General features: G+C 36.6%; 12 protein-coding genes. 8 read left to right on the forward strand and 4 right to left on the reverse strand.

Translation table 11 applies throughout. The features are described from left to right. The first annotated feature begins 20 nt into the window (after positions 1-20). Both pta and NSQ89_RS24520 read left to right on the forward strand, forming a co-directional pair. The gene (pta, locus tag NSQ89_RS24515) at positions 21-998 is read left to right on the forward strand and encodes a phosphate acetyltransferase (RefSeq protein ID WP_047940793.1); all 978 of its coding nucleotides are present in this window, start codon (positions 21-23) and stop codon (positions 996-998) included. A gap of 348 nt (positions 999-1,346) precedes the next feature. After that, positions 1,347-2,192, forward strand: coding sequence for a lipoate--protein ligase family protein (locus tag NSQ89_RS24520; protein ID WP_047940792.1), 846 nt, complete (start codon positions 1,347-1,349; stop codon positions 2,190-2,192). A 324-nt stretch (positions 2,193-2,516) separates the two neighbouring features. On the opposite strand, the gene NSQ89_RS24525 is transcribed toward NSQ89_RS24520, so the two are convergent. Further along, positions 2,517-3,338: an RsfA family transcriptional regulator gene (locus NSQ89_RS24525; protein WP_341133407.1), complete on the reverse strand. Its 822-nt coding sequence runs from the start codon at positions 3,336-3,338 to the stop codon at positions 2,517-2,519. A 205-nt stretch (positions 3,339-3,543) separates the two neighbouring features. Continuing rightward, positions 3,544-4,878, reverse strand: a complete 1,335-nt coding sequence (locus tag NSQ89_RS24530; protein ID WP_061796898.1) for an MFS transporter — start codon at positions 4,876-4,878, stop codon at positions 3,544-3,546. 278 nt (positions 4,879-5,156) lie between these two features. Between NSQ89_RS24530 and NSQ89_RS24535 the strand changes: the two genes are divergently transcribed. From NSQ89_RS24535 to NSQ89_RS24545, 3 genes are all read left to right on the forward strand, one after another. Continuing rightward, positions 5,157-5,381, forward strand: coding sequence for a DUF1450 domain-containing protein (locus tag NSQ89_RS24535; RefSeq protein WP_047940789.1), 225 nt, complete (start codon positions 5,157-5,159; stop codon positions 5,379-5,381). 232 nt (positions 5,382-5,613) lie between these two features. Further along, on the forward strand, positions 5,614-6,915 hold the full coding sequence (locus NSQ89_RS24540; protein WP_047940788.1) for an HD domain-containing protein: 1,302 nt from the start codon (positions 5,614-5,616) through the stop codon (positions 6,913-6,915). 41 nt (positions 6,916-6,956) lie between these two features. Further along, complete coding sequence (locus NSQ89_RS24545) at positions 6,957-7,463, forward strand: YwgA family protein (RefSeq protein ID WP_047940787.1); 507 nt, start codon at positions 6,957-6,959, stop codon at positions 7,461-7,463. 58 nt (positions 7,464-7,521) lie between these two features. Here the strand turns inward: NSQ89_RS24545 and NSQ89_RS24550 are convergent, their stop codons facing one another. Further along, a complete protein-coding gene (locus tag NSQ89_RS24550; RefSeq protein ID WP_031540077.1) occupies positions 7,522-7,707 on the reverse strand; it encodes a 2-hydroxymuconate tautomerase in 186 nt (61 codons plus the stop codon). A 221-nt stretch (positions 7,708-7,928) separates the two neighbouring features. On the opposite strand from NSQ89_RS24550, the gene NSQ89_RS24555 reads away from it, so the two are divergent. The 3 genes from NSQ89_RS24555 (at position 7,929) to NSQ89_RS24565 (ending at position 11,545) form a co-directional block, all read left to right on the forward strand. Beyond that, positions 7,929-8,567, forward strand: a complete 639-nt coding sequence (locus NSQ89_RS24555; RefSeq protein WP_047940786.1) for a site-2 protease family protein — start codon at positions 7,929-7,931, stop codon at positions 8,565-8,567. Positions 8,568-8,671: 104 nt separating this feature from the next. Next, positions 8,672-9,184 carry a YwhD family protein gene (locus NSQ89_RS24560; protein WP_047940785.1) on the forward strand — a complete coding sequence of 171 codons (513 nt, stop codon included), beginning with the start codon at positions 8,672-8,674 and terminating at the stop codon, positions 9,182-9,184. 432 nt (positions 9,185-9,616) lie between these two features. Beyond that, positions 9,617-11,545 (forward strand): endonuclease MutS2, encoded by a 1,929-nt coding sequence (locus NSQ89_RS24565; RefSeq protein ID WP_095258229.1) that lies wholly within the window; start codon positions 9,617-9,619, stop codon positions 11,543-11,545. Between the two features lie 139 nt (positions 11,546-11,684). Here the strand turns inward: NSQ89_RS24565 and NSQ89_RS24570 are convergent, their stop codons facing one another. Next, positions 11,685-13,748, reverse strand: a complete 2,064-nt coding sequence (locus tag NSQ89_RS24570; protein ID WP_047940783.1) for a transglycosylase domain-containing protein — start codon at positions 13,746-13,748, stop codon at positions 11,685-11,687. Positions 13,749-13,947 lie beyond the last annotated feature (199 nt).

The following is a 13,947-nucleotide window of genomic DNA, read 5'->3' on the forward strand; positions in this document are numbered from 1 at the left end:
AAAAAGGAGGAAGAAAATTAATGAGTGATTTATTTACAGGTTTAAAGGAAAAAGTAACGGGCCAAAACGTAAAAATCGTTTTCCCAGAAGCTTTAGATGAGCGAATTTTAAAAGCTGCTGGTCGTTTAGCGGAAGATAAAGTGTTAATTCCTGTTTTAATTGGTGACATAGAAGAAATTCAAGCAAAAGCAGACAATCTTGGTGTTTCATTAGAGAATGCAGAAATTTATGATCCAAAGAAGTATGCTCAATTTGATGCACTAGTTGCTTCTTTTGTGGAAAGACGTAAAGGAAAAGTAACGGAAGAAGATGCTCGTAAAATTCTTTTAGATGAAAACTATTTTGGAACAATGCTTGTATATGCTAACGAAGCAAATGGTCTAGTAAGTGGTGCGATTCACTCAACAGCAGATACTGTTCGTCCAGCTTTACAAATCATTAAAACAAAACAAGGTGTGAAAAAGACATCTGGTGTATTTATCATGGTTCGTGAAGAGGAGAAATATGTATTTGCAGACTGTGCAATCAATATTACTCCAGACAGCCAAGATCTTGCAGAAATCGCTGTGGAAAGTGCGAAAACAGCAAGAATGTTTGACATTGATCCACGTGTTGCAATGTTAAGCTTCTCTACAAAAGGCTCTGCAAAATCACCAGAAACGGAAAAAGTAGAAGGTGCATTAGCAGAAGCTAAATTAAGAGATCCGTTATTAGTAATCGACGGTGAATTCCAATTTGATGCTGCATTTGTTCCATCTGTAGCAAAACAAAAAGCTCCAGATTCTCCTATTCAAGGTGATGCAAACGTATTTGTATTCCCTAGCCTAGAAGCTGGTAACATTGGCTATAAAATTGCACAAAGACTAGGGAACTTTGAAGCAGTGGGACCAATCCTTCAAGGATTAAATGCTCCTGTAAACGATCTTTCTCGTGGATGTAACGAAGAAGATGTTTATAAATTAGCTTTAATTACAGCTGGTCAAAGCTTAACAAAATAAATTTAAAAGCAGGCGTCTCCTTAGAATGGGAGGCGTCTTTTTTGTTTATGTTATCTATCTTCATCTTACTCCCACATGTACAAGAAGCTTAATGAAAATTCTAAGTTATACAAAGTATGGATAGTCGCTGTCACTGATTAAGTGGTTTTTCTATTTAGGAGATTGGAGCGAACGAACAAAGCAGATTTAAGTTTATCCCTAAGTAAGGATACGAAAAATATATCAAAAAAGAGAAGATTGCTTTTGAAATAGCTCTAAATTCGCTATAATAAATCATTGTGATGAATAAAGAGGGCTAAATCTTTTTATAATAGAATAGATAGTTGGTAAAACAGAAGGAGCTAAGTGATGGTTGGTAGTACTAGTTTATTAAAACAAGAAAAATGGAGAATTATTGATCAGTCCACAACAGGTTTACATGTATCCGCGCTCACATCTTTTGGTATGGATGATACCTTATGTTCTTCCGTGGGAAGCGGGATGGCACCAGCCACGGCCAGAACATGGGTCCATGATCGGACAATTGTATTAGGAATTCAAGATACGAGATTACCACATTTGAAAGAGGCATTAACTTTTTTAAAGGAGCAGGGATACCACTATATTGTTCGTAATTCAGGTGGTCTAGCTGTTGTATTAGATAAGGATGTGTTAAATATATCGCTTATTCTCCCAGAGCAGGAGAAACGAATTGATATTAACAGTGGCTATGATACTATGTTCGAATTGATTAAATATATGTTCCGTGAATATGGAAAAACAATTAAAGCAAAAGAGATTGTTGGTTCGTATTGTCCGGGCAGCTATGACTTAAGTATTGATGGAAAAAAATTCGCTGGAATTTCCCAGAGACGCTTAAGAAGCGGAGTTGCTGTGCAAATTTATCTTTGCGTAAATGGAAGTGGACAGGATAGGGCAGGGATCATCAAACAATTTTATTCTTCTGGTCTACAAGGAGAGACGACAAAGTTTGAGTATCCTGAAATAAACCCTGAAGTAATGGCATCCTTAGCAGAATTGTTAGGAGTTTCTTTAACGGTTGATCAAGTTATGACCAAATTGTTACTCGCTTTAAAGGATCATGCAGAATTTTTATTTGCAGATCAATTACAAGGAGAAGAACTTTCGCTATTTGAATCTTATTATGATCGGGTCGTGGAAAGAAACGATAAAATCATGCAGCCATTTCGCTAAAACCAAAAAGAGGATAAGGAAGGGGACTTCAAGTAGAGAAAATCCCTTTTCTTATCCTCTATTTATAATCGAGAAATGTGCTGCCAACTATTAATACTCTCTCTTTTTAATAAATGTGGACCGCTGCAGTAGCTTTGGCTGATGGGCTTCACAACCTTTCCCTACGAAAAGTCAACATCGACTCACTAGCGTTCGCCGTGTATCCTTTATCTCAGTCGAAGCCCTTCGACGTATAGGATGTACTAGTGTCGACGTCGCCACAGGACGTGGCGATCTTAGTCGACCAGTTTGTACGCTGATAAGCAAGGCGCCTCCGCTTTTTAGTTACTCTGCGACTTTTTCGAGGTTTCCGTTTCGGTCCATTTTAAATTTGGTTGGGCGCTCGTCTTCTTCTAGTAGGACGAGTTTTCTGGCTCTGTTCATAATTTTCATCAGTGTCTCGTAATCTTCTTGCATTGTTTCTGAGTTGTTTTCGATTTGATGGAGCTTGTCTTCTAATTCCTTGTTTCGACTTTTAATGGAAGACATTTCTCTTTTTAATCTTTCATTCTCGCTTTTTAGGATTTCCAACTGGATGGTAGCATTTCGGAAATTTTGTAAGTAGGAAAGAACCATGTCGAAATTTAGTGTGCCAGTTTGGCTATGCTTTACAGATGAATAGGCAGGTGCTTGTTTCGCTTCATATGCTGGTAATGGCTGTGCGTCTTCTTCTGATTGATAGTTTGCAAGCTCTTCTTCTTGTGGACTAGTAACATTTGTTTCTAATGTTTCAGTTGTAATGAATGTTTCCAACGCATCCAAATCCATAGAACCGATTTCTAAATTAGTGGATACGGTAAGTGCTTCAAAATCATCCACTGTTGGCACTGGTGGTGAATATAATAGTTTTTTCTTGCCGCCTTGATCCTTTCCTAACATCCGTTGTCGTTGCTTTCGTTGTTTTTTTGCAAGCTGAAGTGCTTTTTCATATTGATGGCGAACGACTGCGTTCCAGCGGAATCCACAGGCTGCCGAAGTTCTGTTTAGTTTATCCCCAACTTCTTCAAAGGCATTTAACTGTGTGCTCCCTTCTCGCACATGTCTTAAAACTGTTTCTGCTAATAATAGGTCATTTTCTTCTGACCATGCGTCTTGTCTAACTTTCATTGATAACTCAACTCCCAACTTAATCACGATAAATAAATATTTCTAGTCCCATCTTTTCCAGAAACTTGGATGTTTATACAAAAGAAATACAAGGATAGTAGATTTTTTTATAGAATAGAAAAAAGGGAAATTAGCGGATAAAGAGGATGAAAAAAACAGCCGGCGATAAACCGACTGTTTTTAAGATAGATAAGGTGGGAAATCTCTATACGTTTTTTTCGCTTAAAGTTCCTTCGTTTCGAATGAAGAATGCTGAAAGAAAAGCAAATATGCTAACAATAAATCCAAATAGGAAGAGATGGTGAATGCCATCCATAAAGGTTGCGCCACTATTTAGCAAAGATCCCATAATCGTTACGCCAATAGCTGTTCCCATGTTTCGGCAAAACATAAAGAAAGAGGTGGATATACCCTTTTCATGGTTTCCAACTAGTGCCTGGGCACCAATCACACCTACTGTACTTAGTAAGCCGAATGCAAGGCCTTGTACGACCATAAGAATAAATACGTACCAGAAGCCATTTGATTCATTTAATAATACTAATAATATTCCTGAAAGCAGCAATAGTGCATTTCCAATAATTAATAGAATGCGATAGCCATATTTTAATATCCATTTCCCTGCAGGAACAGACATGGCCATCCATCCAACCGATAGGCCAAGGAGAGAAACGCCACTCCATAATACAGACAGCCCTGCCTGATTTTGTAGGAATAATGGAATATAGCTCGATGTTCCAAATAAGGCCAATGTTCCAACAAATCCATTAATAAACATCCAAGTGATCGTCTTATTTTTGAAAATGGATAACGGAACAATAGGAGATGCTTGTCTTTTCTCAAAGAAATAAAAGCTAATTAACAGAAGGACACCTACTATAGCATAAAGATAAAGGTAGTTTTCAAGCACTGTAACTAGTAATAAACAAGTTATTCCGATTCCAAATAGCATTGCTCCGATGTAATCCACCTGTGCCTTTTTCGCCTGATAGACTTCTTTATATGGAATTAAAGTTAGTAGTGCAATAATGCATACTGGTAAATTGATATAAAAAATCCATCTCCAACTCATAAATTCTACAAAGAGAGAACCAAGAGTAGGGGCTAATATGGCGGATAGAGCCCACATGCCAGTAAACAATGCTTGGATTTTCCCTCGCTTCTCAATAGAAAAAAGATCCCCGGCAATGATAGCAGGAAATGGCATCATGAATCCGGCTCCCATCCCTTGCAATGCTCTAAAAATAACTAATTGAGTCATAGTGGATGAGATTCCGCATAGCAGAGAACCAATTAAAAAGACAATAATTCCAAAAGCAAACAGCTTTTTCCGTCCGAATAGATCGGAAAGTCTTCCAGCAATTGGTGATAGAATTGTGCTTGCTATCATATAAGCAGCAAAAGACCAAGCGTACAATTCCGTACCGCCAAGTTCTTCCGCAATAATTGGCATAGTTGTATTCATAATAGTCGTATCAATAGAGGCAATAAGCATTGCAAGAACAATGCTGCACATTACTAATATTCTACTTTTGTTCATTGTAAAACCTCCCTATATTCAAGAGAAAATTATAACGCATATTGATTAATTAATATAGAGAGGCAAGCTAGTTTACAAAAAATATAATGATAGTAGTAAGGGAATGATACTGTAAGGCCAGTGGATTTTCTCCACAAATTCGTCACTATTTTACAATCTTTTGCATCTTGCATTGCTAGTGGAGAAGGGGTAAAATACCATATAGTAATAAGTGAGAATGTTGTCGAATGAATTTTCGATAACGTTATTGGAGAGCAAGTATAGAAAGGGTTGTCCAAATGGCAAACGAATTTCGTGTTTGCGACGATTGTCAGGCAGTGAATTTAAAAACGTTAATACCTCGTTTAAAGCAAATTGATCCAGATGCTAAAATTGATATAGGCTGTCAATCCTATTGTGGGCCTGGTCGTAAAAAAACATTTGCTTTTGTCAATAATCGTCCACTAGCCGCATTAACAGAAGAAGAGTTAATGGATAAAGTCAATGCGAAGCTGAAAAAGTAATGGAAAGCTGTCAATACTTTAATTTTTTGTGTAAAACAACAATGAAAAAGAACAGAGCCTTAGTAAAACAGAGGAGTTTCCACTGGATAGTTATTTTATGGAGAAAGCCATGATTTTTTTCCCTTTTAAAATGCCTACAACGGAACCCTCTTTTTCTATCTTTAGAATATGGAATAACTCTAATTACTAGAATGAATAAAAAATAGCCAATGAACGAAAGAGAGTGAGAAAGATGCCATATTCGACGGATAAGCTAAATGAAGAGAAAGTCTTTAAAGATCCTGTCCATCGCTACATTCATGTTCGCGACAGAGTGATATGGGACTTGATTGGAACAAAAGAATTTCAGCGACTGAGAAGAATTAAACAGCTGGGCACGACCTATCTTACCTTTCATGGTGCAGAACATAGCAGGTTTAATCACTCTCTAGGAGTATATGAAATTGTTAGAAGAATCATTGATGATGTTTTTGAAGGCCGAGAAGAATGGAACAATGACCAAAGGTTGCTTTCTTTATGTGCCGCTCTCCTACATGATTTAGGTCATGGCCCTTTTTCTCATTCTTTTGAAAAAGTGTTTGATCTTGATCATGAAGAATTTACACGCAGAATTATCTTAGGAAAAACAGAAGTCAATAAGGTTTTGACAAAAGTAGAGAAGGACTTTCCTAAAAAGGTTGCAGAAATAATTGCTAAAACCTCCAAGGAAAAACTAGTAGTTAGTTTAATTTCCAGTCAGATAGATGCAGACCGAATGGATTATCTGCTAAGAGATGCATATTTTACAGGGGTTAGCTACGGGAATTTCGATATGGAACGAATTTTGCGTGTAATGCGCCCGCGTGAAGATCAGGCTGTTATTAAAAAAAGCGGAATGCACGCGGTGGAAGACTATATTATGAGCCGTTATCAAATGTACTGGCAGGTCTATTTCCATCCAGTGACAAGAAGTGCGGAAGTAATTCTTACGAAAATTCTACATAGAGCGAAATATTTACACGAGCAATTCTACTCTTTTAAATATCACCCTATTCATTTTTACTCAATTTTTGAAGACGAAACATCGTTAGAAGACTACTTAAAATTGGATGAGGCTATTATTCTCTATTATTTTCAGATGTGGCAAGAAGAAGATGATGCCGTTTTGAAGGATCTCTGCCGCAGGTTTATGAACCGAAATCTTTTTAAATACGTGGAGTTTGATCCAGCTAAAGAGTATAAAAAGCTTCAAGAATTATCTGGTTTATTCCATAAAGTAGGGTTGGATCCGGAGTATTATTTAGTTGTCGATTCTTCGTCAGATCTTCCCTATGATTTTTATCGACCTGGAGAAGAGGAAGAGCGATTACCGATTCATCTATTGATGAAAAACGGAGAAATTAGAGAGCTTTCCAGAGAATCAGAAATTGTTGATAGTATTTCTGGAAAAAGAAGAACCGATCACAAGTTATATTTTCCTAAGGATATTTTAAAGGATGACAGTTCCAAAGGGGAAATAAAAAAACAAATTCGTCAATTGTTGGATATTCAATAGATGTATGTCTTAGGATTAAATGGAGTAGGAGATGACCCAATTTGTTAAAAGATCATGCCAAAGTAATGAAAGCAATTGCTGCTTCGGGCGAAATTATTGGAAGAAAAAAGCTGCAAAAAATGATATATATCGCAAAAAAGCTCGATTTTCCATTTCATGAAAAATATCAGTTTCATTTTTTCGGTCCCTATTCAGAAGAATTAACCTTGCGAATAGAAGAATTATGCAATATGGGTTTTTTGAATGAAGTAAAAGAGAAAAAGGGAGGATATTTCCAATATCGATATACTTTAACCGATAATGGAAAGGAATTTTTGGATCTTAATGAGGTGGAAATGCCTGATTTGTCTCCTTGTCTAGAAGATATGAATGGCCAGAATTCTCGCTTCCTCGAGCTTGTGTCAACCGTTCTTTTCTTTGATAGCCTTCCAAAGGAAGAAGTGAAGGAAAAAGTATTCACATTAAAGGCCAAGCAAAAATATACGGAAGAAGAAATAGAGATTGCATATGCGTATATTGAAAGCCTAAGAGAGAAAAGAAATCATTAAAAAAAGGTCCTGCCATGCAACGATTTGAATTGCTGGACGGGACCTTTTTGAACTCTTTTTACTGATCGCTTAGGCGTTTGCCTGCAACAGCATAATGGTTTGTAGGCATTTCTTCAATAAAGACCACTACTTTTTCCTTTGATGCGCCTGTTGTCTCCACAACTGCTTCTGTTACTTTCTCTACTAAATTTCTCTTTTGATCCTCAGTTCTACCTTCTAACATTTTTACAGTTACATATGGCATTTGTTCAAATCCTCCTTAGTTTTGATTGTAGTTTTTCATATTTCTTGGAAAAGTGCAAGTTTCTAATCAGCGTATATGCATTTAAATAGAGTCTTATGAAGAGGTAACAAAAGAAAATTTTCCTTTCCAATTTAATATCATGTATAATTTTAAAAGGAAACATTACTAGATAGAGAATATTCATTTTCCATAGAAACTGTGTATAGAGGGGAGCTAATCATTTGTTATTTTCGCAAAATTTGGCGGATTTGCCTTATATTATTATTTCCATTGTAGTAGGTTTTACCTTCCATGAATTCGCACATGCATTTGTAGCCTATAAATTTGGAGATCCCACGGCGCAAAAGCAAGGAAGATTAACGCTAAATCCAATCGCTCATATTGATCTCATAGGGGCAATTTTTATCTTAATCGCAGGATTCGGATGGGCGAAGCCAGTACCGGTTAATCGTCATTATTTTAAACGACCAAAATTAGCTGGAGTATTAGTCACTTTAGCAGGTCCTGTCAGTAACTTAATACTAGCTTTTCTTGGCTTTATCATTATTGCAATATTAATAAAGTTACAAGTACCAGCGGGAAGTAATTTTGATTTATATCCGTTTTTTGAAATTTTTGTTTATATGAACTTATTACTTTTTGCTTTTAATTTGCTTCCTTTGCCCCCTTTAGATGGTTATCGAATTATTGAAGATCTCGTTTCCTCGCGGGTAAGAGCAGCGATGTCCAAGTATGAGGTTTATGGATCTATTTTATTTATTGTATTAATTGTTACAGGTTTATCAAGCTATACGATATTCCCTTGGATTGAAGTGATACGATACTTTTTTCTATCGCTGTTTAATCAATTGTTCTTTTGATTTTGCAGAGGATAAAAGTCGGCTTTATATACACGACAAATAAAAAATCGTCAAGCTATACCAATCCGCGATCATTTATAATAAATCGCAAAAGGAGTATGAACATGGAAGAAAAAAAGAAGAAAACAATAGGCTTTAATATTATTAAAAATGACCCAACCGATGGGCATAAAGGCTTTGGAATTGGCAGTCTTAGTTTAGAAAATGTATCTCCTGTTATTATTGATGTAGAAGAGGGAGAAGCCATCGTTGATATCGGCGCCATGCATGCAAGAAGTGCAGTGGAACGTGGCATCAAATTTTTGAAAACAAAAGAAGAGGTTCCTAATGGTAAGCCTTACTGGTTAGTCTGGGTGACAATTGACCGTAAGCCTGAAGGTCCTTATTATGCTGGTGTAACAGCATGTGAAATGACTGTGGATCGTTCTATTCGCAGGGGTTATAAGTCTCTTCCAGAGCATGTGAATAAGATGGATAAAAGTATGAAAAGACATATTATGGTCGATCATATGGATGAGAAGTCTAAAAAGGTGCTGGCAGATTTTTTGAAAAAACATGATCAGCGACTATGGGATAACTCTGTAGAACAGCTGAAACAAGACTTATCCCCTTCTTAACTATTGAGAAATGAAATTTTCTCTTTAGTAAATTAATTTTTTGAAAATGTTGACAAAAGAAAAGAAAAATCGATAAACTAAAAGGGAATAAAAAATAAAAAGCCCTTTTAAAGGAGATTGTTTTATGAGTGTGAGTGTTCTTAACTAACCGTTAATTATATACGGCCTTGAATTTTGTTAAAAAACTGGGAATATACCGGTTTATTTAGCATGTGTATTTCAAGGAAGGTTAAGAATAAGCCTCATAGCAAGCAATAGATGATAAAAAGCTATGGCATATTTGTCATAGTTTTTATTTCTTTATTGCAAAGGATCTCCTAATCCGGCACTTTAAAGCGGATAGGTCTACCCCAAAAAGCTAGTGTGAGCGTTTGTTCACGCTGGCTTTTTCTATTTTTAAGGGCTATTTGAAGAAAAATAGGAGGAATTAAAATGAATCAACAGGCATTTGAAGTATTAGGTTTTTATAAAATTTTAGAAGAGATAGAATCCTATGCCAAAACAAATTTAGCGAAAAAGACAATACGAAAACTGCGGCCGCTGCAGGATAAAGGAAGAATGGAGCAGTCAATCAAGGAAATAGAAGAGGCTATGAAAATCATAGAAATATCTAGTAGTGTGCCGATTCATACACTTGATGAAATGTCTATTTATTTAAGCCAAGCAAAAAAAGGGATTTATATTCGAGCAGATCAATTTCCGTTTGTTATTTCCTTTTTGGAACATTGTACCAAGCTTAAACAATTTATGAAGGATAAGGAATATGCGGCACCAAATGTCTCGCTTTATGTTCAATCCATTCCTGATGTTAGAGAGCTTACAGAGGAAATAGCAAGATGTATTAGACATAGTAATGTGGATGATTATGCTTCTAGTGATTTAGCCTATTTAAGAAGACAGCTGTCCATCCTGACAGATCGAGTAAAAGAAAAAGCGAGTCAATTAGTGAAATCGAAAAAATATACGGGCTATCTTCAGGACAAAATTGTTTCAGAGCGTAACGGTCATTTGACCCTCTCTGTAAAAAGAGAATATCGAACGAAAATCCAAGGTAGTGTACTGGATACATCCGCATCTGGAGCGACGGTATTTATTGAGCCAATTGAACTTGCTGACATGCAAGCAGAAATCGAAACCATGAAGCTAGCAGAAGAATCTGAAGTAGAAAGAATTCTATATGAATTAACGGAGAAGCTCTTGGCTGAGGAAGAGGCCATTAATTTAGCAATAGAAACGATGCACTATTATGATGTTTTATTTGCGAAAGCAAAATATAGCCGAGTAATTGCTGCAAAGCCGCCTTTCTTATCAGAAGATTATACGATTTATTTAAAAGAGGCTCGTCATCCAATGCTTGGAGACAAAGCAGTTCCTTTAACTATTTCATTTGGAGAAGAGCATCGTGCCCTTGTTATTACAGGACCAAATACAGGTGGGAAAACAGTCACATTAAAAACAATTGGTTTATTAACAATGATGGCTCAATCTGGCTTATTAATTCCAGCGAAAGCAGGGAGTAAAATCGCCATTTTTCAACATATATTTGTGGATATAGGCGACGGACAAAGTATTGAACAAAATTTAAGTACATTTAGCTCCAGATTAGTAAATATAATTGATATCTTAAGAACAACCAATGACCGATCCCTTGTATTGCTTGATGAGCTAGGATCAGGGACCGATCCCGGAGAAGGTATGGCTCTTGCTATTGTCATTTTAGAACAACTTTATCAAAAAGGAGCAACCTTATTTGCGACCACTCACTATAGCGAGATGAAAGAATTTGCAGATCAAACAGAAGGCTTTTTAAATGGAACAATGGAATTTGATATCAATACATTGCGACCAACATATAAACTATTACTGGGACAAAGCGGAAGAAGCCAGGCATTTGAAATTGCAAGTAAATTAGGCCTGCACCCTAAGCTCATTGAAAAGGCGCACCAGATAACGTATAAAACATTTCGGAATTTCCATCATGAACAGAATTTAAAGGAGCTGGATTTTCAGCAGCAAATTGTAATCAATAAATACGCGCGAAAGGCAGTAGAGAAAAAAACGACTAATACCCTTCCATCCCGGGAGCCTATTTTTGAGAGAGGAGATAATGTGATTCTTACAGAGACGGATGAAATGGGAATTGTTTATCAAGGTCCTGATGTACAAGGAAGATATATAGTGCAGGTTCGACAGGAAAAAAGAACCGTGAACCAAAAACGATTAAAGCTCTATATAAAAGGAACAGAGCTATATCCGCAAGATTATGATTTCGATATTATTTTTAAATCGAAAGAATATCGGAAAATAAACAAGCAGCAAAAAAGAAAGCATATAGAAGATGTATGGCTTGAGGAGGAATAGGTGATAGAACCGTTGTCTGAGTCCTGTGGGGAGAGGAAGTAAGGGGAAAGGGAGTAGAGGGGAGCTTTACCCTGTTGCACCTAAACAAAAAAGCATACTACACTCAAAAGAGCTGGTAGTATGCTTTATCAAGTTCCTTCTACCACGGTAAAATTCGTTTATACCATGGTACTTTTTCTTTTGCTTTGTCCTTATTTGCTGGTTTTTCCTTAGAGTCTTCTTTTGGTAAATCAGCACAAAATTCTGTTGGTACAGTATCTTTAGTAAAGTACATCATTCTTTTTGTATCACATGCAGCTGATGCGAGTTTGCCGCTCTTAGGATCGATATAAACGCCAACAGTACCTTTAGTTGGTGTAAATCCTTTGATCGGCTCTTTTTTTAAACTATGTTCCATAAACTGAACCCAAACTTTCTTTGCATATGTTTTATCGGCTGCTAACGTTATAGGCTCTCCCTGATCATAGCCTGTCCAAACAGCGGATACTAGCTGTGGAGTATAACCAATCATCCAACTGTCTGATTCAGTGGAGCCAGATTTTCCTGCATAAATTCTTGTGATGTCGTCTTTAATAGTACTTCCTGTTACAGAGGCATAGCCATTAAGAGTAGGGTCAAACATGCCTGTCATCATTTGATTCATCACAAACGTTAAATCCGTATCTAAAATCTTTTCTGGTTTTGTCTTATGTTCATAGAGAATCTGCCCATCATTTGTCTCAATTTTTGTAATGAAAACAGGAGATACCCTATTTCCTCCGTTGGCAAATATACTATAGGCATTTGCCATATCAATCACACGAACATTAGACGTTCCAAGAGCGAGAGATGGAACCTCTTGTAAATCGGTTGTAATGCCGAATTTCTTGCCTGTTTTTACCAATGTATCTTGCCCTAAAAAAAGATGGGTTTTAACCGCATAAACATTATCAGAGACAGCTAGTGCCTGTGCCATGGTAATATTTCCATCGGCATATTGATTGTTAAAATTATGCGGGGTATATGGATCTCTCCCATCATCAAAGCGAAAGGTTGTTTGTTCGCTGCTCATCATCGTAGCCGGTGTAAATCCATGTTCAAGAGCTGCATAATACAATAAAGGCTTGATCGTCGAACCAGGTTGCCGAGTTGCTTGAATTGCTCTGTTAAATGGACTTTCTTCATAATCTTTTCCACCTACCATTGCCTTAACGTGGCCTGTAGCTGGATCCATGGCAACGAAGCCAATTTGTATATTACTATCCTTATTTATCGTCTGGTTAATCGTTTCCTCTGCTATTTTTTGCTGCTCTGTATTCAAGGTTGTATACACTCTTAATCCACCTAATTGAATCGTTTTATCATCTAAATGAAGCTGGTTTTTTAGAATGCTTTTTACAGTATCTTGAAAATAAGGAGCTGTTTCGACACTAGCATTTGGAAATTTTCCTACTAACGACAGTTTTTCCGTTAAAGCTAACTGCTTATCCTCTTCTGTTATATATCCATTTTCAATTAAGGAATTTAGGATGATGCCCTGTCTTTTTTTCGCATTCTCCATCGATGAAAAAGGAGAATATATACTAGGTCCCTTCGGAATACCAGCAAGCATGGTTGCCTCTCCTAATGTTAGTTCGGAGGCCTTTTTTCCAAAGTAGTATTGGCTTGCAGCCTCTGCTCCATATGCTCCATGACCATAATAAATGGTATTGATATAGCCTTCTAGAATTTCATCCTTTGTATAGAATATTTCTAATCGAAGTGTATAAAATGCCTCTGCAATTTTTCGCTTCCACGTCTTTTCATGCTCTAAAAATAAGTTTCGAGCATATTGCTGGGTTATTGTGCTCGCGCCTTGAACTTTTGCCATTGCTCTTATGTCGGCTAAAATAGCACCGCCAATTCGTTTATAGTCAAAGCCGTGATGAGAATAAAAGTTTTTATCTTCAATAGAAACAGTAGAGTCTACTAAATAGGGACTAACATCATCAATGGATACCCAATACCTTTTCTGTCCATTGCTGCTTTCGCCAATAATGCTGCCATCATCTGAATAGTAGATTGTTGACTGAGAAACAGCTAGCGGTGGAGGACCTAGTGTACGAGCATATACATATATACCGATAAAAATCATGCTTGCGGTTATCATGAAAAGAAGTCCTAATATAATCAATAGACGTAAATATTTCCCAGAGTTTTTAAGTTTATTTACAATGACTTCCAAAACATGACACCTCCTAAGTAGAACCTTCTTTGTTCTTTTATCGCATTAATGAAAGATAAATAGATAAAACTAGTATGTGGTAAAGATTGGCGTTTTAAACATTTTTATCATGGAATATAAAAAAAAATCTTTGCTTTTATACGAATATCCACTATACTTTTTTCGTGTTTGTTATTTGTTTGATTGGGAAGTATAAAAA

The sequence above is a fragment of the Niallia sp. FSL R7-0648 genome, from assembly GCF_038007005.1.
GTDB lineage: Bacteria > Bacillota > Bacilli > Bacillales > Cytobacillaceae > Niallia > Niallia circulans.